Genomic DNA, 24,885 nt, shown 5'->3' on the forward strand with positions numbered 1-24,885 from the left:
TTGCAGGTAATTCCCCTTTAATATGAGTGGAGGGCTTAGAGAAGATACATTAATTAACTTCCTCGATTATGGCTTTTTAGCTTTTTAATGACGTATAGAAGGGGAGCAGTTGCGTTATGTATCAAAACATTAAATCCCCAATGCCCTCTAAAATAAGAGTTGTTTCTTTCTCCGCATTTATTTCCCTACTGCTCAGTTTCGTTATTTTCAGTGTTGGCTTGTATTTATATCTTTTAAAAGATTTAGAGGAAAAAACGCTCGCTGCTGAATCGATATTAACCGACAAAATGAACACTATTCTGGTCGAGTTAAAAGGCGTTGCACAAAACGCCACCTTGTCTTGTGAAAAAGCAGATGTCAGGAACTTAATCGAAAAAAGCTTTTACTCTCCCATGTTCAAAGAATATGGCTTGTTTAACGAAGATTACCGCGTTTATTGCAGTAATTTTGGCCCTCAAACCTTCACCATATACTCATCAATTTCAAAGCGAATAAAAGAGAGTAAAGATGGCATTACCGTCTCCTTAGTTCAGTCCAATACTTTGGGACATCAAACATTTTTTGCCTTTTACCAAGGCGAAAATGGCATAGGCGTAAATGGACTCGCGCCGCCAAAAAGCCTTGTCGTAGAGTTAGAGCACTTACTTTCAAGCCAATATCCTTATAGCTTAACAGTTGGTAAACGCATTTTTTCGTCACAAGAAGCGAATCCCGATTTCAGTGTGTTAAGTCAAAGAACAGTGGCATTAGATCAGTGGACAATGTCTTTGGTGGTTTCGTTACCGTCTTACTTGTATTGGGACTACTTTTGTCAATCAATGCCATTATTCGCAGTTTTATGGTTTCTGCTTTTTGCGAGTTGTTGCGCAATCTATTGGACCATTTTGTATTACCGCTATTCCCTGTCGCACAGTTTAAAGAAAGCGATCAAAGAAGAAGCAATGGATGTGTATTTTCAGCCAATTATTTCCCTTAATGATCAAAAAGCCCGTGATATGGAAGCTCTTATCCGTTGGAAATCCCCTTATCATGGACAAGTGTCACCTTTAACTATTATTGAAATGGCCGACAGATTAGGTGTGATTGATAACCTTACTTGGATGGTTATTCGTAAAGTCGGGCGTTTTTATCGTGAAAACTCAGCGACACTGGCAGATGTTTCTATTGCTGTGAATGTTGATCGCCATAGTTTGCTTAAGGAATCCTTTATACCGAACCTGCAACGAATTCTTGCTGAGTATCCAGAATTAAAAGGGCGACTTGGGTTAGAAGTTACGGAAACCAGCGCATTGAATATGAGTGAGCTGCCTATTATGGTTAGCCAATTTGAGCGTATCAAAGCGTTAGGTATTGAGCTGTCAGTGGACGACTTTGGTACAGGGTATTCCGGCTTAGACTTCTTGCGACGCTTTCCTTATGACGTTCTTAAACTGGATAGAGTGTTTGTCTCCAGTTTCCAAGACGACCAATTTACCCGTCAGATACTCACGTCAGTCACGAAACTCGCTAGAGAATTGAATATGAGAGTGGTGGCAGAAGGCATTGAAGAGCAAGAGCAATTGGATGCCATCACGGAACTGGGTGTAGACAGTGTTCAAGGTTATTTCTTCAGTGTGCCTTTACCCGGCGACCAAATAATCCAGTGGCTTAAAGAAAAAACACAGAAGTAGAGCGCAAGAGCAATGCAAGATTGTATTCTTGGTAGGCTTCTCTTACCCTTTAGCGCTTCTGTTTGATTTTCAAGGTTTCACTCCATGGCGACACTGGTTTTTCGACTCAAATATGTACCCGATGAAGAAGCGGACGACATTCGTCAATTGCTAACCGACCATGATATTCCTTTTTATGAAACCAGTGCAGGTCGCTGGCAAGTTTCTATGGCTGGATTGTGGGTGAAAGACAAAGAGCAAGCCTTAAGAGCCAGAGAGCTAATCAGAGAGGATCAAATAGAACGAGCGAAAGACATGGTGTCGCCGTCCTTTGGGCAATGGATATTAGGTTATTTACAACATGCTCGCCAAAACCCTGTGGAAGCTCTTTTCACCCTGTTTGCGGTTGCACTTATTCTTGGTGTTTCTATCACGCCTTTTTTACTCTGGCTTTGAGGCTTATTTAGTCCGTGCCAGATAATTCGGTTATACTCGATTTCTAGCTTCAATAAATGGCATGACTGTGGTGTTAAAAAGTAAGAATACGAAAAGTAAACGGACGAACAAATTAGAGCTTCACCCTCGTAATCCGCATCGTGCGCGTTATGACTTTGCGCTTTTAGCGGATTCTTGCCCAGAACTGTCTCGCTTTATTCAGCTCAATCAATACGGAAATGAATCGGTTGATTTTGCCAATCCAGAAGCGGTGAAAACACTTAATCGAGCCTTGCTTAACCACTTTTATGGTGTTTCTTTTTGGGACATTCCTCCTGGCTATCTTTGTCCTCCTATTCCTGGTCGCGCTGATTACATTCATTATTTGGCCGATTTACTAGCAACCAGTAACGATGGCGTGATTCCTCGCGGAAAAGGCGTGAAGGTATTGGATATTGGTGTCGGTGCAAACTGCGTTTATCCGATTATCGGCCATCAAGAATATGGCTGGCAGTTTGTTGGCTCGGACGTGAATCCTGTTGCTGTAGCGACGTGTGACACCATTATTAAATCAAACGCTTGCCTAAAAGGTGTGATTTCGACTCGTTTGCAATCACAACCAAAGCATTTGTTTGGCGGCATTTGGAAAGAGAAAGAACGTTTTGATTTGACCTTGTGCAATCCGCCTTTTCATACCAGTGAATCTGCTATGCTTGATGAATCTCAGCGCAAATGGCGCGGTGTGAAAGGCAAAACGAACGAGAAAAAGCCAACTTTGAATTTTGGTGGTACTGCACCGGAATTGTGGTGCGATGGCGGAGAAGCGGGTTTTATCACTCGTATGGTAAAAGAAAGTGTTCAATACGGTGATCGCTGCTTTTGGTTTACTTCCTTAGTTGCACGTCAGGGAAATCTTGAGGCGATTTATCGCACATTAAAGCAAGCTGGCGCTCGGCAGGTGAAAACCATCGAAATGGCTCAAGGTCAGAAAATCAGTCGATTTGTCGCGTGGAGTTTTCTAGAGAATGATCAAATCGACTATTGGAAAGACAACTATTGGCAAAGCTAAGAAGCTTTTCAGGTTGAAAAGCTTCCGAGTTGAATGCTTTATGAAAGACTAAAGTGCGGCTGCAATTGCGGCTGCTAGTCGAGCATTATTAAATACCAACTGAATATTACTGGCTAAGCTGTCCCCACCTGTTAGCTCAGCAACGCGTGCTAGCAAGAAAGGAGTCGATTCTTTACCCGCCACACCTTGCTCTTCCATTTCAGCTAAAGCCTGATTGATCGCTGAATCAATCGCTGCTTTGTCCATAGCAAACTCTTCAGGAATTGGGTTAGCGATAATAGCGCCACCGTGTAATTCCATTTCCCATTTCGCCTTAATAAAGTCTGCAATTTCGTTGGCAGAAGACAAGTTGTAATCCACGGTTTGATCACTCTCACGAGTATAAAAAGCAGGCAGAGTATCAGTCTTGTAACCCAATACAGGCACACCTTGCGTTTCTAAATATTCACGAGTTAAGGCAAGGTCTAGAATAGATTTTGCACCAGCACAAACAACAGCGACATCCGTTTTTGCCAGCTCTTGTAAATCAGCAGAAATATCAAAGGTTTGCTGTGCGCCACGGTGAACGCCACCAATTCCGCCTGTTGCAAACACTTTAATACCAGCCATTGCGGCAATAATCATGGTTGCCGCAACTGTGGTTGCACCATGTTGTTTTTGTGCCACAACAAAAGGCAAATCACGACGAGAGCATTTAGTAACAGACAAGCCCGCTTTCGCTAAAGTGTCAATTTCGTCATTACTCAAGCCTGCTTTAAGACGACCATCAATAATCGCGATGGTTGCTGGAACCGCTCCGTTATCACGAATAATTTGCTCTACTTTTTTTGCTGTTTCCGCATTTTGTGGCCAAGGCATACCATGGGAAATAATAGTGCTTTCTAAAGCGACAACTGGTTTTCCAGCAGCAATGGCTGCCGCAACATCTGGGTTGATATCTAGGTACTGATTCATAGGTTTTCTATCCATTGGGTTACATTTTGAACGGTAAGGTTTGGGTTGTTCGCGTGGGGGCTTTCTAATGTGAGCGCAGCGCAAGCCAATGCGAAAGAAAGTGCTTCTTCTACGCCTTTATTTTGCTGGCATGCACTTAAATATCCAGCGAGCAAAGCATCACCAGCTCCTGTGTCGCTGCTTGGTTGACTTGGGTGGCAAGCCTGTTTGATCTGTTGTTTGGCACTGGCGTAAAGAACGCCTTGGCTGCCTAAGCTTAGGAGAACTTCTCGAACGCCTTTTTCTAACAATGCTTGTGCGAGCTTTTCAGGGCTTGTTTCATCTACATCAAGAATGGCTCTGGCTTCGTCTTGGTTCACTTTTAATAAAGCGAGTCGCGAGAGAATAGAGCCTAGCCTAGGTGCTTTTGCTGTAGAAACGGCATCGGCGACAAACTCGGCTGATAAAGGCTGTTTGGATAACCAATTAATGAGGTTTTCAGGCAAGTTGGCGTCGACAATAATTCGATAAGCGCTTTTCAATAGAGCTTGTTTCGAGTCCAGTTTTGCTTCGTCTAATGTATCGATAATGCGCATATCAGCAATGGCGGCTTGTAACTCACCGTTTTCATTACTGATGGAAAGGTATGTGCCTGTTGGTAAGGTGTCGTGACGAAGAACATTGTGCGTATTCACACCACTTAGACGTGTTTTCTCTATTAGCCAATCACCTCGTTGATCCAAACCAATGGGTGAAATTAAGTGAACATTTTCCCCAAGTCGGGCAAGGTTTTCGGCGATATTACGGCCAACGCCACCGGGGCTTTGTGAAATATTGCCAGGGTTTGAGTCACCTTGTATGAGCAAAGATGTGCTGTGTCCGCCAATGTCCACGTTCGCACCACCAATCACTATGTAGGTGTTCTGCTCAGACAATAAATAGCCTTTGCCTAATATATATCCCTGTCGAGTCAGTTGCATAATGTGTCCTGCAACCGATTCTCGGCTCATATCAAGTCGGTCTGCCAGAGCCTGTTGAGAGGCTAATGGATCGAGTTTGATGGCTTCATACACACGATAAGTTTGATCTTTCATAATGGTATTAACAAAAGTTTAAAAATTTAACTTATGTTAATATTTTCAATTAGGCAAGCACTTTAACGTGAATGTTGCATAAAATGTTATAAGATCGACTATTCTTAAAAGTCACGTATTGTTTTTGTTTAAGCCCAACTGTCTATTTGTTAAGGTCTTTTAGGGTTAACCATTAAAGAGGTTTTAAGGTGCTAAAAAGCTTTCAAGCGCGATTGATCGTGTTTCTTTTGGTGTTATTGGCGTTGGTTCAACTAGGAACTGCACTGGCTGTTTTGTCATCATTAAAAAAAGACAATTACGCTCAAGGTGTGCATGCCATTGATGTATCGAAAAATATCTTCGATCTCTTTTTAGAGTCTCGTGCTGAGCAGTTAACCCAAGGTGTCGAGATTTTGGCGTCAGACTTTGCTTTTAAGCAAGCCGTTGCCACCAGAGAAACAGGCACAATCCAATCTGTTTTACAGAATCACGGCGCACGAATTAATGCCGATATTTCTTTGTTGGTTTCTCCCAGCGGCGACATCATTACGGCCACTCAGACTCTTGAGCAGAATGATAAAATTTCTGAGCTGGTGTTAGCGGCTCGTAGAACGGGCGGTTCTTCTATCAGTACTATGATTGCTTTTGGCGATCGTGGTTATCAGTTTGTGCTGGTACCAGTTAGAGCGCCAAATGTGGTGGCTTGGGTTGGTATGGCATTTCTTTTGGATCAAGCTTTAGCAGAGCAAATCAAAAATGTTGCAGGCTTAGACATCAGTTTTGTCTATGAGACAGTCAATACGCACACTTTCTCTGGTGGCTCGACGCTTTCAGACGATAAAAAAGCCAACTTCTTAACAGACATCAAAAACATTGCCGGTCTTGAAGCGGCGATCGAAACACCTGTTTTCTCTAATAACGATGAATACCTGTCTTTGGGAATCGATTTAGGGCTACCGAACCAATGGGGAATTATCCATTTGCCTTATGGCCCTTGGTTAGCAAGCTATAACAGCACGCGTAATCAATTACTTTTGATCTTCTCAGCTGCGTTGGCGTTGGCTTTGTTGTTAGGGGCGGCTTTTGCTCGAAATATGACCTTACCAATCAATCGATTAGTCGAATACGCTCAACAGATTGGTTTGGGCAAAGAGAAGGTTCAAGCACCAAGTTTAAGCGGAGAGTTTAGTGTTCTGTCGAATACGATGGAAACTATGCAAAGCTCAATCAAGAATCGAGAAGAAGAATTGTCTTTCCGCGCCTCTCATGACGCGCTAACCGGCTTGTATAACCAAAATGCTGTTGAACGTCACTTGGCGGATATTTTGCCCAAAAAACAAGGCAGCTTGCTGTTAGTGAATATTCGTCACTTCAAGAGCATCAATAACATGCTTGGTATTGATGTGGGCAACCTGCTTTTGTCCAAAGTCGCAGAGCGCTTGAAAGAGTGGGATAAAGACATAGAAATGTTGGCCAGATTGGGCGGCGATAAGTTCTTATTGATACTGCAACAAAATGTTTCTGAGCAAGATTGCCTTGAGCTGAATGGGCTTTTTGTTAGAGAGTTCGAAACAGAAGTGTGCTTTGGTGCAAGGTCTTGTATGCGCCTTGATGTCAGTCTTGCCATTCTTCATTTTGAACACGCTACAGACAATGTAAATAGCGCGATGAGACGTTTGGATATTGTTTCAGACAAAGCTCGCGAAGAAAGCGGAGTGTGTGTTTTCTATGAGCAAGGGCAAGATGAAAACCATCAACGTCAGTTAACTATTATTCGAGATCTTCCTGTTGCTCTGGCAAGTAATCAATTATTTGTGGTGTACCAACCCAAAGTGGGTGTAGAGAAAAATGATTGTCAGGAAGCCGAGGCTTTGATTCGTTGGATTCACCCAGAATTAGGCTTTCTTCCACCGGATGAGTTTATTGCCTTGTTAGAACATGCAGGCAGCATTCAAGAGTTAACTCGCTGGATGATTAACCGAGTCTTGTACCAACTTAGCCAATGGTGGGAGCAAGGCCATGAAATCCGTGTAGCGGTAAACTTGTCTGCCCATGATTTGGTGAATGAGTCTTTGCCTCAGATGATTGAACAGGCGCTCATTGATAACAATTTACCGAAACGTGCGTTAGCGCTCGAAGTGACAGAAAGTGCGGTAATGAAAGATCGTGAGAAAGTGATTAGTGTCTTGCAAGCTTTGCAAGATATGGGGATTCATTTAGCCATTGATGACTTCGGTACAGGGCAGTCTTCTTTGGCTTATCTACGTGAATTACCGGTTAATGAAGTCAAAATAGACCGAGCATTTATCCAATATATAGAAAGCAACAAATGTGATGAGTTTATTGCCAAAGCGTCGATTAATTTGTCTCACGCACTGGGATTCACTGTTACGGCCGAAGGCGCAGAAAACCTTGCTGGTGTTGAGCTTTTGAAACAGCATGAATGTGATAAAATACAGGGCTATTTTTTCTCTAAGCCTTTGGTTGCTGACGAGTTTTTCGAATGGCGTGAGAGCTTCCATAAAGCTTAACTGAGTTTATACTCCGCAGTTTTTAGGTCCACTTTACTATGTTGTTTGTTTTACGAATCTTGTTGCTGTTCTTGCTCATTGTTGTGGTTACCCTTTGTGGCATCGTTTTTTGTTTGTTCACATTAGGCTCGAATAACCGCGTGTACCATATCGGACGTGTGTTCGCTAAGGTGGCGCCGTTATTCGGTTTGTCGGTGGAAGGGCGTGTGGCGCCTTCTGCAAGTCATAGTCCACAAGCTGTGTATGTTGCTAATCATCAGAATAATTTTGATCTATTCACTTTAGCGAAGGTGCTACCAAAAGGCGTGGTGACAGTGGGGAAAAGTAGCTTACTTTGGATTCCTTTTTTCGGCGCTTTATATTGGGTGAGCGGCAACATACTGATTAATCGAGACAACCGCAAAAAAGCCATCGCCACGATAGACCAAGTGGTGACAAAAATGAAAAAAGATACCTTGTCGATTTGGATGTTTCCTGAAGGAACGCGAAGTCGAGGAAGAGGTTGGTTGCCTTTTAAGAGAGGCGCCTTTCATGCCGCTGTTCAAGCTGGTGTACCGATTGTACCTATCGTCTGTAGTAATACGCATGAGCAAGTGCATTTGAATCGTTTGAATAATGGAAAAGTCATCGTAGAAATGCTCGATCCAATTGACACAACCGGCTTGCACGAGACAGATGTGGTTCATTTGATGAAAGCCTGCGAGCAGAAAATGCATGAAACTAAGGCTAGGCTAGACTCTGAGTTGACACAATCTTGACATAATAGGTTCATCTAAGTGACTCTCTATAGAGAGGGCTGACGCGGAATCAGAGTTCTTCTTCTCTCTAAATCTAATCTATAATCTTATCTATTGTACGGTTTCCTCTCTGTGGCCAATATTGTGCGTGGCATGCAACCTTCTTGTGCGATACGCCGTTTATGTGTTTTTCCCTTTACTGTCATGTCGAGTCTTTTTTGAAGGGCTAATGAGCAGGCATTCATTTTTATGTCACCTTGCTATGATTCTATTGAGAAAAAGCTCGAGAAACTTCATCATCGTCAATATTGTAGTTGAGCTCTCTGTTTTAAATAGAAAAATAGGTGCTGCCTATCTTTGGTGCACATTTCATTATATACTTCTTTAAATTGACTGCTTGCCGGTCAATTTTTCATGAATTTCGCTAAGCACTTCTCAAAGTTCAAGCTTCACCATCTTTCTTTTCTGACCACATATCCTCTTTTTCTACATGTGAAAGTCTGTTTACATCTAGATCACAATTTTTTACGTATTTTTTATATTGAGTTCACATTAACTTGCTAGTTTATTAAAAATATTCGAATGGTTTGTTATTTTTTACTTTCCTCATAAATATTTATATTTATTTCAGATTTCTACTTTCGTATTTAAAATATTTCAGATAAAAGGGTCGTTTTATGAATTGTGATGAATTATTCCCATCAGGGTGTAAAAAAAATCATCAGAAAGATTTAAAAGTGTCCGTCGCATTTATATTATGTGAAAACTTTATTTTTAAATATTTTTCAGATTTTATAAATGTATTGAATCAAATAAATAATGATGGAATAGGAAAAAAGACGAACGATTTTAGTTGGAGTGTTTTAGGCGAAAAAAATAAACCTATTCGTTCCTCTTGTCATATCGATTTACTTCCTAGAAATGATTTTGAACGCCCAGACGATTACGACTGTATTGTGATCATTGGCGGAACAACGCCTTCCACTGGAGATTTGGGCGAGAAAGCGGCTCAATTCATTACTGAAGCACATCAAGCTAAAATCCCTTTGGTTGGCATTGCGTCTGGTCGTCACGTTTTGGCCAGCCATAACTTATTGGATGGCAGAAAATGTGCTGTGGATGCTTTGTGTGAACTGAAGTTTCGTTCGATTTATCCTGAAATCGAAACCGTTTCTTACGAACCTTTCGTGGTCGACAGCCAGTTAGTGACATGTCCTGGTGATGACGTATTAAATCTTGCTTCAACTTTGATGCGCCAGTACTTTGATGATTTGCCAGAGCAGACTAGACAACGGATGGAGACACGGAAGAATGCTGGCATAAGCAGTGCTGAGTGCGAAGCTAAATACAATATAGACATCAATCAAGTGATTGAATTTATGGAAAATAATTTAAGTGTTCCCATGTCAATGAAAGAGTTGGCTGAGCAGTTAGATACCAGCCCGTCACAGCTGGATGGTTTATTTATGTCTAATATGGGTATGACGCCGTCTTTTGTTTGGCGTAAGTTGCGTTTAGAGCGTGCTTATTGGTTGCTAGTGAACACTCAGCAGAAAATCACAGACATTGCTCTTGAGTGTGGCTACTACGACAGTGCGCATTTCAACAAAGTCTTTAAGTCGTCTTTTTCAGTGTCGCCAAAGATTGTTCGACGAGAAGGAGTGAGCTTGACAGGCTTCCATCAACATCAACATCAACATCAACATCAACATCAACATCAACATCAACACGCTCATAGCACAATGTAGTTGCTCTTAAATTTACTCAGTCATATTTAAAAAGGCAGGTGAAAATATCTGCCTTTTTTATATTTTAAATATATTTTTAGTGTCGCTTTTAGTTTTTTTTGGCGTTAATAGATATGTTTTCTCAATTTATTATTTATTCCTTTCTTTTGGTTTTTTGTGTTTTTTATATTAATTCAAAAATAGTAATTTTAAATATTAAAAATACAATTTTACCGTTTTTATCTACTGTAGATTTTTAGATACACAACACATTGATGAAAACCGGAGAATCACATGAAACTAATTAATTTTAAGCGTAGGCTGCTATTGAAAGGAGCGGTACTAGGACTTTCACTTTCTATGTTGGGTGGAGCTATGACGGTTTCTGCTGCAACGACTTTGCGTTTGTCAACGCAGGTTCAACCTAATTCTGATGGACATTTGTTTGCACTGGATTTTGCTGAACGTGTAGAAGACGCAACGGAAGGACGCGTAAAAATTAATGTCTACCCTGCAAGCCAATTGGGTGACTGGACAGAAGTTCACGAACAATTGATGCAAGGTGCTGTTGATATAGGTCTTCAGTCTCTTTCTACTAAATTCGATAAAACATTAGCGCTTGCTTGGTTCCCGTATGCGGTTGAGGATTATGACAGTGCTCGTACAGCCTACTCGAAAGGCGGTTATGTTTACGACATCGTTGGCGATGCGATCGCAAAACAAGATCTGAAATTATTGAGTGTTTACGGTGCTGGAATGGGCGGAGCTGGTTTTGTTAAAAAATTGCCTCACCCTCGTGACCCAAACGCACGTCAAAACACCAAAATCCGTATTTGGCCAGGTGGCACAACTCACCGCGCTTTGATGGAACGTTTTGGTTTTAACACTTCTCCAGTGCCTTGGTCTGAATTGTATGTTGCTCAATCAACAGGTGTTGTTGACGGCATGATTGGTGGTACAGCGACTCAGCACGTTGAAGGCTTTAAAGACATCACGAAAATGTGGGTGCAATACAACGATCACTACGAGCCACTTTGGTTGGTAATGAACATGCAACGTTTTGAAGGTATTGACGAGAAAGACCAAGATGCCATTTTAGAAGTGGCTCAAGAAGTGAGCTTAGAGCGTTTTGATGCTGTGCAAGCAGCAGAAGAGCAAAGCTTGCAAGACTTGCGTGATGCCGGTGTTGAAGTAGTGACATTCACGAAAGATGAGTTAGCCGAGTTCGCTGATATTACACGTAAAGAAGTATGGCCAGAAATCGCAGATGAGATTGGGCCTGAAGCAATGGCTAAACTGAAGAAAGAGCTTTCTTTAGATTAGTAACAAGAAGCGAATACCTGTATGGCTAGACAGACTCTAGTCATGCAGCGTTCTAAGCGACTGTAAATCAGGTCGCTTTTCTTTTTTCTTATTGGTATCTGTCAGTTTGTTTCTTCTTGGAAGCCGTTTATGTTGTCGTCTCTCTTTAAATCAATTCTTTCTGTAGGGTGCGCGTTGTGGCGTTTTAAGCTTCAACTGCAACGCTGGACTCTATTTGTGACCAGTATGGGCGTCACTCTGTTGGTGTTTATACAAGTCATCATGCGTTACTTCTTTGATGTTCCTTTGTATGGCATTGAGGAAGTGGCGATTTACCTTGCTGTTTGGTCTTACTTTATTGGTGCTGCTTATGGCGCTCATCAGAAAGAGCATATTTCCGCGAGCCTCGTAGATGTTTTTCTACCAGAAGGGCTGGGGCAAATGCTGATTAGCATGTTGGCAAGTTTAATCAGTGTCTCTGTCAGTGCTTGGATGATTAGCTGGAGTTGGTACTACCTCTCATGGACATTCAGACGAGGGACTGTGTCTGTGGATCTTGGCCTTCATATGGGGTGGGTTCACAGTGCGATCTTCCTTGGTCTGTTGCTCATGACCATGTATTTTTTTATCGATTTCCTCGAACGTTTGTTTCAAATTTTTCAGTATAAAAAAGTCAGCAGTAAGAGAGAAACCTTATGAGTTATGACGTGATTTTAGATGGTTTGCTGTTGGTGACTCTGCTCGTTATTGGCGTCCCTGTTCCTATTTGTTTTGCGGCTGCCGCTTTGTTGTTAATTGTGTTGGGTGAATTTGGCACACCTATGTTTTTGGTGTCGGCAGGTTATTCTAAGCTGTCTTCCATCGTCTTACTTGCTATTCCTTTATATATCTTGGCCGGTGGCCTAATGAGTCACGGTGGAATTGCCGGTCGCTTGGTGGATTTTGCCGAAAGTGTTGCTGGGCGATTCCGTGGCGGTATGGGAGTTGTGGTTATTATCGCGACGGCGGTTTTCGGCGCAATTTCTGGTATGGCGAGTTCTGCCGTTGCAGCCATTGGTGGCATTATGATTCCTCGCCTTGTTGAGAGAGGTTACGATCGAAACTATGCTGTTAGCTTGGTTGCATGTTCCTCAGTATTGGCGCTGCTGATTCCACCAAGTGCAAGTATGATTATTTTTGGTTGGGTAACGAATACGTCAATTACAGCGCTTTTCTTAGCGCCTATTTTGCCGGGCTTCTTACTGATCATGTTGTTTATGTTTTGGAATAGAGTACTTACGCGCAATATGCCAATCAAAGCACCTGAGCCTGTGGGCTTTGTCGATGCAGCAAAAATCGCCAGTGTGAAAGCAAAGCGTGCAGCGTTTGGTTTGGCGATGCCTTTGATTATTTTGGGCTGTATCTACGGCGGTGTTACAACACCAACGGAAGCGGCCGCGATTGCGGTGGTTTACGCCATTCCTGTCGGTTTCCTGATCTACCGTGACCTGAACTGGAAATCTTTCTACGACATCGTTTGGAAGTCAGCGCAAACCAGTGGTGTGCTGATGGTGCTTATCTTCTTTGCTTCTATGTTGGCGCGCTTGTTTACGATGGAAAATGTGCCGCAAGATATGATGGGATCATTTCTTGCTGTGACGGAAAATAAGATCTTACTTCTGTTGATGATCAACCTATTTTTGGTCGTGATTGGCATGTTCATGGACGACGTAAGTGGTATTTTGTTGGTGTCTCCGATGTTGTTGCCGATCATGTTAAAACTGGGAGTGGATCCTATCCATTTTGGCGCAATTGTTGCTGTGAATTTGGGGATGGGGCTTATCACTCCTCCGACAGCGCCAATATTGTATTTTGCTGCGATGGTCGGGGGCGTTAAGCTTGGTGGAATCTTGAAGCCTACCTTAGTGTTTGTGTTGTTTGCGTATCTACCTGTTGTTCTTTTAACCACTTTCTTACCGGATCTTTCGATGGCGTTACCACGCTTAATTTTAGGACTGGAGTGATCTGAAAGTGTGCAGAAAAATTTATTAGACTGTTGGAGTTAGATTAATGAACAATAACACACCAAACATGCAAGGTGAGTCTCATGACGTTGTTATTATTGGGGCTGGTTTTGTGGGAGTTGCAACGGCACTTTGGCTGCAAATTCAAGGACACAAAGTAACCATTGTGGATCCTGATCCATTTGTAGAAGGGGCGTATTACGGGAATGCTTGTACGATTGCGACTTACGCCAATATTCCAGTGGCGACGCCTGCGATTTTGAAGCAAATTCCGAACTTGTTATTAAATCCACAAAGCCCTTTGTCTGTACGTTGGCCTTATTTACCACAATTAGCTCCTTGGTTAATACGCTTCCTTATGGCGAGTACGCCAAATAAAGTCGAGAACATTGCGCGTGAGCTTGGTATTTTATTGTCCCATGTAAATACCGCGTTTGAGCCTTTGTTTAAGGAGTCGAACGCGCAGGAATTATTAGATATAAATGGCACCATGTATTTGTACAGTAGCGAAGAAAGCTTTCGAAATGCACGTACGGATATTGAATTAAGGCGTAACAATGGTATTCCAGTTGAGGAATTGAGTCACGGAGACATCGCAGACTTAGAACCCAACCTTAACCCGATCTACCATAAAGGTATTATGTTCACGAACGGTTACCATGTTAGAAGCCCACTTCAATTATTGAAGAACATGGGTGCGGCTGTTGTTGCTCGTGGTGGCAAGATAGTGAAGAGCAAAGCGTTAAGTATTCAACGTATTAGTCCGACTGAAATAAATATCGCGACACAAAGTGGTGATGTGAAAGGAAACAAGGTTGTTGTAGCTGCGGGGGCTTGGTCACGTCAATTTGCTTCGCAAGTTGGTGATAAGGTGCCGCTAGACACAGAGCAGGGTTATCATGTTATGTATAACGGCGCACAAGATTTACTCAACCGACCTGTTGGTTGGGCCGATGTTGGCTTTTACATGACACCAATGGATACAGCATTGCGTGCAGCCGGCACAGTGGAACTTGGAGGGTTAAAGAACCCACCTAATCCTAAAAGAATTAAATTGATATCAGATACGGTTAAGACGTTGCTTCCGCAATTAGGAGAGCACGATGCCGAATGGACTGGCTTTCGACCATCGATACCGGATTCCATGCCAGTGATTGGGCCATCAGCAAAAGACAAAGACGTCTTTTATTCATTTGGTCACGGTCATATTGGTATGACATTGTCCGGTGTGAGTGGGAAAATTATTGCGGATCTTATTAGCCAAAATGAACCAGAGGTTAATATCCAACCTTTTAGGGTGGATAGATTCTAAAATAAAGTAGAGGGTTAGAATGTCGAGTAATGCGATAATACTTGTCGTAGATGATGAGCCGACTTCTCGGCAGATTCTTGTCGGGTATTTTGAAAGTGAAGGTTATCTGGTTCGAGAAGCTCAAACAGCAGAACAAGCAGAAGATATTCTGCAAAAAGAAACCATAGATCTGGTTTTACTCGATATTCGCATGCCTGGAAAAGACGGATTAACGCTCACTCGTGAGTTGAGAGTGAGTTCAGACATCGGCATAATTCTTGTAACCATGAGACAAGACGACATAGATCGAATTGTTGGTTTAGAGTGTGGTGCTGATGATTATGTTACTAAGCCATTCAACCCTAGAGAAATTCTTGCCAGAGCCAAAAACCTCATTCGTCGAGTTCGACAGTTGCGTACATTGGCTCAATCCTCCCAGAAAGAAGAAACCGTGAAGCACTTTGGTGACTGGAGTTTGAATGTGAACTTGCGTCGTTTGCTTCATGTTGATGGTGAGAAAGTTCAACTCACGGACGGAGAATGCCAATTACTGGCGACTTTGATTAGCCATGCGGACATGGCCATGACTCGTGATGATTTGATGGACAAAATCCGAAACCGTGAGTGGCTACCAAGTGACAGAACCATTGATGTGTTGATTGGTCGCCTTCGCAAGAAACTTCGAGATGATTCTACTGATCCTAATATTCTAATCACTGTGCATGGTACGGGTTATTTGTTTAACTCTAAAGCCACGAGAGACGACGGATGAACATTCCTCGTCGCTTTCTTAATACGATTTTTTGTGTGCTGAGTACTTTACCATTTGCGTTGGCAGAGAGTACCCAAATCACTCTTGAGGAGAACGTTTCAGATTCTGACAAAACTGTTTTTGCAAAGACAGGAGATGCAGAATTACGCCCTACAGAAACTAAAGAGATTGTATTGTGCGGACATCCAGATTACCCGCCAGTTTCATGGGCTGAGGAAGGCAAAATTGTTGGCCTTGCTCCCGCGATTGTGAAGCAGATATTTCAGCATTTGGATTATAAAGTCGATGCTAAAGCCGTCGGTAATTGGAAGCGTTGCTTACGTGAATTAGAGTTGGGGCGAGTGGATTTGGCTGTTGCGTATCGAACTCAAGAGCGAGAAAACCTTTTTGATTTTAGTCATGAAGCGGTTATCGACGATCCTATGGCCATTTTCGTTAATCGAGACCACGCTTTTCCTTTTGAGAGCTGGAGTGATTTATTAGGGAAAACCACAGGCTTGATGTTGGGTGACAGTGTCGGCAACTCTTTTGACAACTTTTTAGCTGATAATTTAGTGATAGAAAGAGTGTCGAAAGCGTCTCAGAACTTCGGCAAGCTTGGACGTGGCCACATTGATTTTATTCCCTATGGTTTGCATGCAGGGAATTTGCTTATCCAACAATTTGGTTTGAGCGATCGTGTTGTAGCCTTGCCGAATCTGGCGATAACCAATCAGTATTATCTCGCTGTATCGCGGAAATCTGACCTCAATCAGTATCTTGACTTAATCGATGCTGAGCTACAGAAAATGCATAAAAGCGGTGACGTGAAACGTTTAACCGATCGTTATATTCAAATCTATTCTGCCAAAAACCTATAATCCTCTTAGCCAATATTGAGATCCAATAAACCATGCTGCATTGGAATAACCCCAAGTTCTTTTTCAACTACAAAAATAATCATCCATTAGGCAGTCGAATCCTGCTGTGGATTTTGATTTTCAGCCTCTCTTTCACTCTTATTTCTACGACAATTCAGCTTTATTACGACTATCGAAAAGAAGTAGCTCAAATTGAAAGTCGATTTGAGTTGATTCGTAGTGGTTATGTGGACAGCTTGGCCAAAAGCTTGTGGGATTTGGACCGCGAGCAAGTTCGTGTTCAGTTGGAAGGCGTTTTGAATTTTCCTGATATTCGCTTTTTGAGGTTGGAGTCGAATATTTGGAGCGAGAATATTATCTTGGGTTCCGTGCCTCAAAATTCGGGCTTTGTCGATGATTCATCGAGGTTTGAGTTGATTCATCACACACCGTTGAAAGGCGATCAACTGCTCGGTACTTTGTTCGTCAATATTGACTATGATGCGGTGTATGGACGTTTATGGGGAACCGGTTTGATTACTGTATTTTCCAATACCTTGTTTATCTTTCTGATCAGCATTGCTCTGATGATCATAGTGCAATTAAAAGTGACACGTTATCTTGAAGCGATGGCGCTTTATACGCGCCAAATCGGTCGAGGAGAAGAAAATGGTCCACTTGAGTTAAAACACAAACCACGCGGTGCTCGACCCGATGAATTAGATCAAGTAGTTGATGCCATTAACGAAATGCGCAGTGCCATCCTTCAAGATATCATTCGACGCGAACAAGATCAAGAGAAGCTTTTATACAGCCGAGATCAGTTGCAGGAAATTGTAAAGCGCCGAACTGAAAGTCTTCAATCTGCAAAAGAAGTAGCTGAAACGGCAGATAAAGCAAAGTCTCAGTTCTTGGCAACTATGAGTCATGAAATACGGACGCCATTGAATGGTGTGATTGGTATGGCTCAGCTTCTATTAAATTCAGAGCTTGATGGAAAAAATCGTGAATACATCGAGGGCATATATCAATCGAGCACGATTTTACTAGAAACACTTAATAACGTTCTCGATTACGCGAAGCTGGTTGAAGGCGTGCATATTCCTGAAAGTATGGCCTTTCGAATAGATGAACTTTCCAAATCTGTTGCTTTACTCTTCACGCCTTTGGCAACGGAAAAGAACTTATCCTTAAGCGTCAACATTGATCCTGCGATGCATAATATGTGTTATGGAAGTGTGGGGGCATTAAGGCAAATATTATCCAACTTGTTAGCGAATGCGCTGAAGTTTACCCAAGAAGGAAGTGTTGAAATTTCAGTCTCTCCTGTGTGGTTGCACGAAGGAAAACAGCGTGTTTGCTTTCAAGTTGAAGACACCGGTATCGGCATCCCTGACGTTTTGCAGACTCGTATTTTTGAACGCTTTACTCAAGCGGATGAAAGTATTACCCGACGTTTTGGTGGAACGGGATTGGGATTGGCTATTTGTAAAAAAATGGTCGATTCACTGGGTGGGAAAATGGGCGTAAAAAGCGAAGAGGGCAAAGGTAGTCGTTTTTGGTTTGAGCTTACACTGGATACACAAGAAGGCATATCAGCAGATCGGGCAGGAATATCGATGACTAACACCTCATCGACTGCTATTCGAGCAATGGGAGCCATCGAACCCAATACACCATTAAAAGATCATGCGGCCGGTGTTTCTAAAAAGAGTCGACCGCTTCATGTTTTGTTGGTAGAAGATGTGAGTATTAATCGCCAAGTCGCCGAAGCTTTTTTATCCCTTGAAGGGTTCGAGGTGTTCTGTGTGGTTGATGGAAAGGAAGCGCTGGAGATTACGCAAGATCAAAAGTTTGACCTTATTTTGATGGACGTGCATCTTCCAGAAATGAGTGGCGTTGAAGTTTGCCAGCATATTCGAGAAAGTCATTCCGTTAATACAGACACACCAATTATTGCCCTGACCGCGAGTGTTCAGCCAAAAGAGGTAGAGCAATATAAGCGTGCGGGGATGAGCTCAGTTGTCCCTAAGCCTTTGATCCAAGGTGAGTTACGCGATGCGATACAGCAGGTTTTACAACCGACAGCTCTGCCTGCTGATAAAGCTAGCAGGCAAAAAAATCATACTGACGAAGATAATACGGTTTTAGATGAATCTTTGATCGCTTTACATCTTAAAGTGTTGGGTATTACAAAAGTTGAAAAAATCGCCAATGAGCTAAAGCACAATGCAGTTGCAACGGAATCGAAGATTCATGACGCCATGATAATTGCGGATTTGTTTGAGGTGTCAGAACAAGCGCACAAGCTTGCAGGCGCTGCAGAAACAATGGGTGCTAAAGCATTAGCATCGACGTTAAAGAGAATGGAATGCGCAGCGAACGATGAGAAGCTTGTTGAGGTTGAGCGCTTTCATCGTGCTTTGAATGGTGAAATCAGTCAAACATTAACTTTGTTGATGGATTTTATTGAACGACATCGTAAAGCGTCATCTGAATTGCAAGATAAAAACGAAAAAGCCAACTTACCTGAGTGAGTTGGCTTTTGAATATCCGAATGGAATAATCTATTCGTTACGCTTGTAGCGTATATTTAAGAATCTCAACCACTTCTCTTGGTGTCTGAGTCCAAGCCAGCGCCGCGGCATCTACCTCTTTAAGTGGGTGGATTAGGCTTTCATTGTGCATGGTGATATAAGGTGTACCTAGTGCAGCGCAATAGCCAGCATCGAATGCGGCATTCCATTGCTTATATTTCTCGCCAAATCGAATTACAACCAAATCGGCTTTTTTAATAGCAGTCTGGGTACGGATTGCGTTTACTTTTGAGGATTTGTGATCTCTCCAAAAACTTGAAGGCTCTTCTCCCAAGTGATCTGCCGCTGCATCACTTGCTTCATGGTTAGTTACTGGTGAAAGTATTTCTATATCTAGAGCAAGCTCTTTAATCCCTTGTTTAATTTCTTCGCGCCACTCACTGTGTATTTCACCTGAAAGGTAAATTGTAAAACTCATGATGTCTCTCCACTTTTAAGATGTTCTCCTCTTTAGCGAGGAGATACATACAAGTATAAAATGTGTCTTATTAAGCAGAATAGTAAAAATTAAGAGAGTAGCTTTAGATGCAAGTGTTTAATTTGTATCACTTAGTTTCTAAGTGACTTACCTCAAAATAAATGTAGGTAATTGTTAACCCCAATTGATCTTCAATTGCTGCTGACTTTATTATTGCTAGTAATGCTGCATGTGGTGGCTTTTGTTGGAGATTTGAGTCATGCGTTTCACTTCTATTCGGGTAAAAAGTTCCTTACCTGTCCTTATTATGAGTATTACCTTTGCTGTTGCCTTGTCTTCAATGCTTTACATAAGCGGACAATTAAGACATGAGTTGGACAATCAGGTTGATAAATACGAAAAAGCAGTGGTAGCCATCCTGAATGCTGACCGTGATCTTTATCAAGCTAAGGTGGCTGAGATTCATCTTGCACAGAAGCTAGGCAAGGCGGAAGATGAAGAAAAAGATCGCTTAGAGAATGCTCAGCAGGTGAAAGATAGAGTTGGCCTTTTCCGTGATTATCTTACAGAAGTGCCTAGCGTTTCTGCTTCAACAAAAGGTTTTGATAAAGCATTTGATACTTGGTTAGCCTCTTCAAATGCTGTAGTTAAAACACCTTCCAATGCCTTAGCAGAAAAAACAAATGCCGACTTCAGTGCGCTTCGAGATATTTTGGATAGAGCCGGCGAGGCCGCAACGACTCATGCGCAAGCTGAGAAAGTAGAAATAGAAGCGCAAGTTGATAGCTTCAAAAACTTTGCTTTTATTATTGTTGCTATCGGATTATTGATCGCCGTTTGGTTCAGTTATAAAACGCCGAAGACTTTGTCTGATCAGGTGAATTATCTTGGTAGCCGTATCCGTGAAATCTCAGAAGGTGATGGCGATTTAACTCAACGCATTAAGTTTGATACGAAAGATGAACTTGGTGATTTGGCCAAAGAATTCAACGGTTTCTTAGATCGTTTACGCGGCATTATCGGCAATATTCATCAGCAGTCGAATAAGCTCGGTTCCATGACAGCACAGTTGCATGAAGCGTCCAATAAAACGACTGGGATTACCTCTGCACTTTCAAATGCTTCTGCGTCTATTGTGAGCGCGGGTCATGAGATGGATATGTCTAACAAAGAAATGGCTGAGGTGGCAAAAGATACTGCAGAAGAAGCGCAGAACTCCAGTGACTTGATCCGAAACGGTATGTTGGCGGTAACGAAATCTCAGCAAGCTATCAAGGAATTGGTAACAGATATTGGTCAAGCGCAAGGGCGTTCTGGCGAGCTACAAAAAAGCTCAGAAAGTATTGCTTCTGTACTGGAAGTGATTCGAAACATTGCGGAGCAAACAAACTTATTGGCTTTGAATGCTGCCATTGAAGCGGCACGAGCAGGCGAGTATGGCCGTGGCTTTGCTGTCGTAGCAGACGAAGTTCGTACATTAGCGACACGAACTCAGGACAGCACCAATGAGATCGAAAGCATGATTGAACAACTGAAAGTAAACGTCAGTAGCTCTTCTAATGCGATTCAAAACAGCCGAGATAATGCAGACTCTACAGTAGCAAACTTCGAAGAAGTGACTCAGGTTTTCGACAAGCTAAAAGAGTCTTTCTCTAAAGTTCAAAATATGGCGGCGCAAACAGCGCAAGCGACTCAAGAACAGTCACAGGTTGCTAATGAAATTAATGTGAATATGGTTTCTTTGAAAGACCAAACAGATTCTGTGCAATCAGTATCGGATGCCATTTTGCAACAGTCTGAAGGCATCAGTAAATTGTACAAAGTACTGGACCAGCAAGTGGGCAGTTTCAAAGTTTAGGTTGATTGACTCTTCGTAATACACCAAAGCGCTTACCAATAGGGTAAGCGCTTTTTTTTGTCTATGATTTACTCAAGGCACTTTTTAGCAGCGGAAATTAGATAGGTAAAGGCGCGTCGGACTTTATTGCTCGAATGGCAAAGTTGCTGTGAATGTCTTTTACATGAGGCAAATTCTGAATAGTTTTAAGAATACCTTCGTAATCCGTGAGATCTTTTGCTACTACTTCCAGTCGATAATCTGCATGGCCAGATACCAAATAAGCGCTGATGACATTAGGTAAATTCATTACGCTTTTTTCAAAATCTTCACTGGCTTCGCTGGTGTGATTATTTAAGCCCACTTCGATAAAAACAGTCATAGATAAACCGACTTTCTTTCGCTCCAATGCTGCCCTGTAATGCTTAATAACGCCTGCATTTTCCAATTGCTTCACACGTCGCAAACAAGGAGACGCAGATAAATGAATGTGTTCCGCAAGCTCAACATTACTCAAACGGCCATCATTTTGTAGATGAGTCAGGATTTGGTTATCGGTAGAGTCTATTTTCAAAATTAGCATACCTGTAAGTTTTTGATTTATTTATTGATAGATTATGCCAAAAGGGATGTTTTTAGAAGTGGTAATGGCAAGGACATGCTCATCGTTCAGTCCATATAATGAAGATACTGACTCATTGTTAATATGTATTTTATTAGGGCAATCATGATGGATATCACTCATTCAAAAAACACACCGGAAGCGCATTATCGAAATATCGCCACAGGTAAAACATTCCAGCTTGGCTTGTTAGCGGCCTTCATTACGGTATGTATTTGGGCTAGCTGGTTGGTGAGCGTCAAAATGGGCGTGCAGTCTGCTTTAACCAGTTTTGATCTCGCCTTAATGCGATACGGTTTACCAGCTTTGGTGTTGCTGCCTTTCTTATATCAATCCCGTCGGCAGTTATTGGCGGTTCCTGCTTGGACCTTGTTAGGCATTGTCTTGGGAGCAGGGATTCCCTTTTTCTTTTTAAGCTCACAAGGTATGCATTATGCGCCAGTATCTCATGCGGGCTTGCTGCTACCTGGAACCTTTCCTCTCTTTGTGACGGCGATTGCGTTTTTTGTTTTTAAAGAACCATTAAGTCGCCCTCGTTTCATTGGTTTATTGGCGATTATGTTTGGTGTATTGGCCTTGTTAATCATATCTATGTGGTCGCTCAAAGGGGATGTTTGGAAAGGCGATTTACTCTTTTTAGGTGCTAGCTTTTTTTGGGCGGTTTACACCATAAGCTTGCGTGTTGCCGGTTTGCCTCCTTTGGCTGCAACAGGTTTATTGAGTGTTGTTTCGCTGGTGGCTTTATGTGTGATGTTCGTAACTGGAAGCGTGACATCGGGAATGAGCTTAGTAAGCACGGACGAGTTGATTTGGCAGTTTGTCGTGCAAGCGATTCTGGTTGGCCTTTTCGCTGGGTTTAGTTATGGTTACTCCATCAATTTATTAGGGGCAGAACGAACCTCTGCAATGGGCGCATTAACGCCCGTGTTAGCCTCAATAATGGCGATCCCATTATTGCAAGAATCCATCGGATTGGCGGCGGCTTTAGGGTTATGTTTTGTTTGCATTGGCGTGGTACTGGCAAGTGGTATCGTGAAGTTGCCCCGTAAATCACATTAAGTCATTTTGTTATTGAATTTTAAGGAAAATACATCATGTTTGAGCGTCTTACTCCCGCAGTAAAAGACCCAATTTTGTCTCTGTCCATCGCATGTCAGTTAGATACTCGTGCAAATAAATTGGATTTGGGCGTGGGCGTATATCGAAACGAGCAGGGCGTAACGCCTGTTTTAGAGACAGTCAAAATCGCTGAACAGCGCTTACTCGATATGCAGGAAACGAAAGCTTACGTTGGTTTAGCTGGCTGCGAACGCTTCAACCGAGCCATGATGACCTTACTCATGGGAGACAACTCTAGCCGCTCTCGTGCTGTTGCTGTACAAACGCCTGGAGCAAGTGGCGCGCTTCGTATGTTGGCCGATGTCATCGCCATGGCAAACTCATCAGCTAAAGTTTGGATGAGTGATTTAAGTTACGCAAACCATGCGCCAATTATGAAAACAGCAGGATTGGAAGTTGCCTATTTCCCTTACTTTGATCCTGAAACCAAACTGGTAAACGAGCCAGCCATGCTAGACACCTTAGCGACACTCGGTAAAAACGACGTGGTGTTGTTACATGGTTGCTGCCATAACCCAACAGGCGCAGATTTAAGCTATGCCGCATGGCAAGCCATTACGGATTTGGCGAATCAACAAGGCTTCTTGCCTTTTATCGACATGGCATATCAAGGCTTTGGCGATGGAATGGAAGAAGACGCTGTGGGCTTCCGTTATCTGGCAGAGCGCGTTCCGGCTTATCTTGTTGCCAGTTCTTGCTCGAAAAACTTTGGCTTGTACCGTGAGCGTACAGGGCTTGCTGTTGTTGTCGCGGATACATTAGCCAAAAGTGAGAGTATTAAAAGTCGCATTATGGAATGCGCGCGTAGTACTTACACCATGCCGCCAGATCACGGCGCTGCTATTGTTCGTATCATCTTGGAAGACGAAGCACTAAAAAATGCATGGTTAGCGGAAGTGACCGCCATGAGACAGCGTATTCAAGGTGTTCGGTCTTCGTTAGCTGGTGCTATTAGACAACAAACAGGCAACCAAGCCTTTGATTTTATTGAACAACATAAAGGTATGTTCTCTGTTCTTGGAACCAATGCAGAACAAATCGCACGTTTGAAAGAAGAGTTCGGTATTTACCTCGTTGACGGAGGCCGAATGAACATCGCAGGGCTAGGAGAAAAAGACGTACCTTACTTAGCAGAAAGCCTCGCGAAAGTGGTGTAATGGGGATATAGATAAAAAAGTAAAACGCAGGACGTTGTGAGTATTGTTGAAATACTACCCAAGGAGGGTATACTTTGATTTATAAAACAAAAGAGTTTTGTTCTCAGACTAAAAAAGAGAGCCTGACCGATGCAGATCTTGCTAAAGCTTGCAGGGAAATTCAACAAGGGTTAGTTGATGCTGATTTGGGAGGCCATCTTTACAAAAAAAGAGTCGCAATAGGCAACAAAGGTAAGAGCGGTGGCTTTCGTACATTGATAGGTGCCGTTATTGGTGAGAAGTACTTTTTCTTATACGCCTTCGCCAAGAACAAGCGATCAAATATTTCACACCAAGAAAAACTTGTGTTGAGAGAGTTGGCCCGTACTTTCATAGATTTTGATCTGGAAACGCTTAATCATCTAATAGTGACTGGTGAACTTATTAAAGTAGATGAGGAAGGAGATAGTTATGAGTGATATTTTAAAATCCGTTCATAAAACGGCTAAAGGGTTGAACCGAGCTGGTGCGATAGATAAAACCACCATGCGAAAGTTTGATGCGCTGTGCCTAACCTCTATTCATGAATTTTCACCTGAACAAGTTCGCCAATTACGATTGGCTAACAACCTTTCTCAACCTGTATTTGCTCAATACCTCAATGTCAGTGACAAGCTAGTCAAAAAATGGGAACAGGGTGAAAGCAAACCCAGAGGTGCGGCGCTGAAGATGCTGTCTCTAGTCGAGCGAAAAGGAATCGAAACGATCGCTTAATTTTTTCTAACGCCTATTTAC

22 protein-coding genes are annotated in these 24,885 nt (G+C 42.5%); 18 read left to right on the forward strand and 4 right to left on the reverse strand.

The window, feature by feature from the left end; translation table 11 throughout:
* The first annotated feature begins 116 nt into the window (after positions 1–116).
* The 3 genes from AC0L46_RS10000 to rlmF all read left to right on the forward strand — a co-directional run bounded on the left by AC0L46_RS10000 (position 117) and on the right by rlmF (position 3,153).
* Positions 117–1,670 carry an EAL domain-containing protein gene (locus tag AC0L46_RS10000; protein WP_473503288.1) on the forward strand — a complete coding sequence of 518 codons (1,554 nt, stop codon included), beginning with the start codon at positions 117–119 and terminating at the stop codon, positions 1,668–1,670.
* A gap of 84 nt (positions 1,671–1,754) precedes the next feature.
* On the forward strand, positions 1,755–2,105 hold the full coding sequence (locus AC0L46_RS10005; protein ID WP_473503290.1) for a DUF6164 family protein: 351 nt from the start codon (positions 1,755–1,757) through the stop codon (positions 2,103–2,105).
* A gap of 67 nt (positions 2,106–2,172) precedes the next feature.
* Positions 2,173–3,153, forward strand: a complete 981-nt coding sequence (gene rlmF, locus AC0L46_RS10010) for a 23S rRNA (adenine(1618)-N(6))-methyltransferase RlmF (protein ID WP_473507129.1) — start codon at positions 2,173–2,175, stop codon at positions 3,151–3,153.
* Between the two features lie 48 nt (positions 3,154–3,201).
* Here the strand turns inward: rlmF and AC0L46_RS10015 are convergent, their stop codons facing one another.
* Positions 3,202–4,107 carry a pseudouridine-5'-phosphate glycosidase gene (locus AC0L46_RS10015; protein ID WP_317005287.1) on the reverse strand — a complete coding sequence of 302 codons (906 nt, stop codon included), beginning with the start codon at positions 4,105–4,107 and terminating at the stop codon, positions 3,202–3,204.
* Positions 4,104–5,180 carry a carbohydrate kinase gene (locus AC0L46_RS10020; protein WP_473503292.1) on the reverse strand — a complete coding sequence of 359 codons (1,077 nt, stop codon included), beginning with the start codon at positions 5,178–5,180 and terminating at the stop codon, positions 4,104–4,106. The genes AC0L46_RS10015 and AC0L46_RS10020 overlap by 4 nt, the downstream gene beginning before the upstream one ends.
* 188 nt (positions 5,181–5,368) lie before the next feature.
* On the opposite strand from AC0L46_RS10020, the gene AC0L46_RS10025 reads away from it, so the two are divergent.
* The 10 genes from AC0L46_RS10025 to AC0L46_RS10070 all read left to right on the forward strand — a co-directional run bounded on the left by AC0L46_RS10025 (position 5,369) and on the right by AC0L46_RS10070 (position 18,898).
* Positions 5,369–7,690, forward strand: a complete 2,322-nt coding sequence (locus tag AC0L46_RS10025) for a putative bifunctional diguanylate cyclase/phosphodiesterase (RefSeq protein ID WP_473503294.1) — start codon at positions 5,369–5,371, stop codon at positions 7,688–7,690.
* A 38-nt stretch (positions 7,691–7,728) separates the two neighbouring features.
* Complete coding sequence (locus AC0L46_RS10030) at positions 7,729–8,448, forward strand: 1-acylglycerol-3-phosphate O-acyltransferase (RefSeq protein ID WP_473503296.1); 720 nt, start codon at positions 7,729–7,731, stop codon at positions 8,446–8,448.
* A gap of 782 nt (positions 8,449–9,230) precedes the next feature.
* The gene (locus AC0L46_RS10035) at positions 9,231–10,175 is read left to right on the forward strand and encodes a GlxA family transcriptional regulator (RefSeq protein WP_473503298.1); all 945 of its coding nucleotides are present in this window, start codon (positions 9,231–9,233) and stop codon (positions 10,173–10,175) included.
* A 273-nt stretch (positions 10,176–10,448) separates the two neighbouring features.
* On the forward strand, positions 10,449–11,477 hold the full coding sequence (gene dctP, locus AC0L46_RS10040) for a TRAP transporter substrate-binding protein DctP (protein WP_317005282.1): 1,029 nt from the start codon (positions 10,449–10,451) through the stop codon (positions 11,475–11,477).
* A 129-nt stretch (positions 11,478–11,606) separates the two neighbouring features.
* Positions 11,607–12,155 carry a TRAP transporter small permease gene (locus AC0L46_RS10045; RefSeq protein WP_414681691.1) on the forward strand — a complete coding sequence of 183 codons (549 nt, stop codon included), beginning with the start codon at positions 11,607–11,609 and terminating at the stop codon, positions 12,153–12,155.
* Entirely contained in the window at positions 12,152–13,459 is a 1,308-nt protein-coding gene (locus tag AC0L46_RS10050) for a TRAP transporter large permease (protein WP_414681692.1), read from the forward strand. The genes AC0L46_RS10045 and AC0L46_RS10050 overlap by 4 nt, the downstream gene beginning before the upstream one ends.
* Before the next feature lie 46 nt (positions 13,460–13,505).
* Positions 13,506–14,771 carry an NAD(P)/FAD-dependent oxidoreductase gene (locus AC0L46_RS10055; protein WP_473503301.1) on the forward strand — a complete coding sequence of 422 codons (1,266 nt, stop codon included), beginning with the start codon at positions 13,506–13,508 and terminating at the stop codon, positions 14,769–14,771.
* Between the two features lie 19 nt (positions 14,772–14,790).
* Positions 14,791–15,522: a response regulator gene (locus tag AC0L46_RS10060; RefSeq protein WP_473503303.1), complete on the forward strand. Its 732-nt coding sequence runs from the start codon at positions 14,791–14,793 to the stop codon at positions 15,520–15,522.
* Positions 15,519–16,382, forward strand: a complete 864-nt coding sequence (locus AC0L46_RS10065; RefSeq protein WP_473503305.1) for a substrate-binding periplasmic protein — start codon at positions 15,519–15,521, stop codon at positions 16,380–16,382. Before AC0L46_RS10060 ends, AC0L46_RS10065 begins: the two co-directional genes overlap by 4 nt.
* 32 nt (positions 16,383–16,414) lie before the next feature.
* Positions 16,415–18,898 carry an ATP-binding protein gene (locus AC0L46_RS10070; protein WP_473503307.1) on the forward strand — a complete coding sequence of 828 codons (2,484 nt, stop codon included), beginning with the start codon at positions 16,415–16,417 and terminating at the stop codon, positions 18,896–18,898.
* 37 nt (positions 18,899–18,935) lie between these two features.
* Here the strand turns inward: AC0L46_RS10070 and AC0L46_RS10075 are convergent, their stop codons facing one another.
* A complete protein-coding gene (locus tag AC0L46_RS10075) occupies positions 18,936–19,376 on the reverse strand; it encodes a YtoQ family protein (RefSeq protein ID WP_414681697.1) in 441 nt (146 codons plus the stop codon).
* Positions 19,377–19,635: 259 nt separating this feature from the next.
* Between AC0L46_RS10075 and AC0L46_RS10080 the strand changes: the two genes are divergently transcribed.
* Entirely contained in the window at positions 19,636–21,234 is a 1,599-nt protein-coding gene (locus tag AC0L46_RS10080) for a methyl-accepting chemotaxis protein (RefSeq protein ID WP_473503309.1), read from the forward strand.
* Positions 21,235–21,331: 97 nt separating this feature from the next.
* On the opposite strand, the gene AC0L46_RS10085 is transcribed toward AC0L46_RS10080, so the two are convergent.
* Positions 21,332–21,796, reverse strand: a complete 465-nt coding sequence (locus tag AC0L46_RS10085; protein ID WP_414681699.1) for an Lrp/AsnC family transcriptional regulator — start codon at positions 21,794–21,796, stop codon at positions 21,332–21,334.
* A 144-nt stretch (positions 21,797–21,940) separates the two neighbouring features.
* Here AC0L46_RS10085 and AC0L46_RS10090 point away from each other — a divergent pair, with 144 nt between their 5' ends.
* The 4 genes from AC0L46_RS10090 (at position 21,941) to AC0L46_RS10105 (ending at position 24,864) form a co-directional block, all read left to right on the forward strand.
* Entirely contained in the window at positions 21,941–22,894 is a 954-nt protein-coding gene (locus tag AC0L46_RS10090; protein ID WP_473503311.1) for a DMT family transporter, read from the forward strand.
* Between the two features lie 35 nt (positions 22,895–22,929).
* Positions 22,930–24,111 (forward strand): amino acid aminotransferase, encoded by a 1,182-nt coding sequence (locus AC0L46_RS10095; RefSeq protein WP_473503313.1) that lies wholly within the window; start codon positions 22,930–22,932, stop codon positions 24,109–24,111.
* Positions 24,112–24,185: 74 nt separating this feature from the next.
* The gene (locus AC0L46_RS10100) at positions 24,186–24,569 is read left to right on the forward strand and encodes a type II toxin-antitoxin system RelE/ParE family toxin (RefSeq protein WP_473503315.1); all 384 of its coding nucleotides are present in this window, start codon (positions 24,186–24,188) and stop codon (positions 24,567–24,569) included.
* Positions 24,562–24,864 (forward strand): helix-turn-helix domain-containing protein, encoded by a 303-nt coding sequence (locus AC0L46_RS10105; protein ID WP_473503317.1) that lies wholly within the window; start codon positions 24,562–24,564, stop codon positions 24,862–24,864. Before AC0L46_RS10100 ends, AC0L46_RS10105 begins: the two co-directional genes overlap by 8 nt.
* Positions 24,865–24,885 lie beyond the last annotated feature (21 nt).

It is taken from the genome of Marinomonas sp. 15G6-16 (assembly GCF_055809555.1).